Source organism: Lachnoanaerobaculum sp. (genome assembly GCF_057250505.1).
The window spans coordinates 226-1,405 of the sequence record NZ_DBHIEQ010000068.1 but is presented as its reverse complement, the minus strand read 5'-3'; the positions used below and the strand labels follow the sequence as shown (position 1 = coordinate 1,405).

The 1,180-nt window shown below is 38.2% G+C and carries 1 pseudogene; it reads left to right on the top strand.

Features of this window, described 5'->3' with window-relative positions:
* Positions 1–1,180 (top strand): annotated as a pseudogene (locus tag ACO6FI_RS13255) (CD1108 family mobile element protein); the annotation flags it as partial.

Here is a 1,180-nt window from a genome sequence, read left to right as displayed (position 1 = left end):
GATAAGAAAAGAGCTAAAAGAGGCTATGACCTTACAAACAAGGACTATAAAATCAGAAAGCGTAAGTCAAAGTTAGAGTTTCGTGATGCCAAAGAAGAGCTGAAAAAGACAGATGAGTATAAAAGAGCAAGTGCCTATAAAAGATTTCAAAAGAAAAATCAGGTAAAGACAGCAATTTCTCGTGAGAATAAGTCAAGACTTAGAGATCGAATCAAAGAAGGTCTAATTGGAACGCTTAAAAGCTCAAAGGATATGATTATCCGAAAAGCAAAAGGACTAATGCTTATTTTCATAGGTATCATTATCTTAGGGACTTTTGTGATTAACTTTGCAGGAACGGGAATGACAGGCTTTATGAACTCTACAAGCTCTGTGCTTACAACAAGCTATTTATCAAAGCCAAATGTCCTAAGTGAAATCAATCAGAACTTTTCTGCTATGGAAAAGGAACTTCAGAATGAGGTTGATAATGTCAAAATTATCCCGGATATGATGAATATATCTTAAATAATACAGAATACATCGGTCATAATGTCCATGAGCTTTTATCCTACATTACATCAAGGTGCGGAGAGGTAAAAAGTGTATCGGAAGTAGAATCCATATTAAAAGAATTATTTGAGTCCATGTATGACCTTGAGTATAGGGAAGAAATTGAAATCAGATACAGGACAGTTACAGAAACCTATACCGATGAAGATGGCAATGAATATACCGAAAGCCACGAAGAACCTTATGAGTATAAAAAACTCATCGTAACGCTTCATAAAAAAGAGATGGACAGCATTATCCGAAAGATCTTTGCAAACTATCCCGATAATCTAAAGCATTATGAAGCCTTGTTCCTTGCACAAGGCAATATGAGAGAAGCCTTTGGTAATTCTGACCTTATCAGTGCAAATGGAGGTATCGGCGGTGGAAAAGAGTATGAGGCATCTACAGAAGTACAAAAGAAGATTGTTAATGCTGCATACATTACGCCATCTCCGGGTGCAGGCTGGTGTGCCATGTGGTTATCACAGGTCTATCAAAATGCAGGACTTGGATATATAGGTGGGAATGCCTGTGATATGTACCGAAACTATACCTTTACATCAGACAGGTCAAAGCTCAAGGTCGGAATGCTTGTGGCAGTCGAAAGCAGCAGTAGCGGAAGCAGTGCAGGGCTTACCTATGGTCA